Source organism: Lactobacillus sp. C449L (assembly GCF_059900815.1).
Genome location: NZ_JBWXGA010000122.1, coordinates 1 through 484, shown reverse-complemented (window position 1 = coordinate 484; position 484 = coordinate 1). Strand labels below are relative to the sequence as shown.

Below are 484 nucleotides of genomic sequence, written 5' to 3'. Positions count from 1 at the left end.
ATATAGACCGACCTCAAATGAGGGGTTGGCTCTAGGAATAGAGTAGACCTTCCCTATCGACCTAACCAAAGTTCAAGGGAGGTCTATTTTTTATGGTTAAACGACAATATCGTAATTACCAGTGTAGCAAAGGCAATCATAAGCATTAAGCTTTGAAATACTGTCATACGTCTCACCCCCCTTCCAAATGGAATGGAGTGAGCCGACCCCCCTTGAAGTACGGTCTATTACTATATTATAGCATCCAATTAATATAAATCATTGAAGAAAGTAAAAAACCGGTCCTATTGTAAGGATCGGTTTTTTAAATTAGCAATCGCTTGCGATTATATTAGGCTTTTGCAGCCTTCTCATAAAGTTCAATGTATTTTCCGTCTTCTACTTCACCATAAGCAACTACACTTGGATCTTCAGTCATTTTTGAATCATGCGTAATGTTATGCTGTTTTTCCCACTCTCCAATACTAAAGATTGGTTTTTCATC

General features: G+C 37.8%; 1 protein-coding gene. It reads right to left on the bottom strand.

The features are described 5' to 3' along the window. Positions 1 to 83: 83 nt before the first annotated feature. A complete protein-coding gene (locus AC2JF9_RS08615) occupies positions 84 to 167 on the bottom strand; it encodes a putative holin-like toxin (RefSeq protein ID WP_500726940.1) in 84 nt (27 codons plus the stop codon). Between the last annotated feature and the right edge of the window lie 317 nt (positions 168 to 484).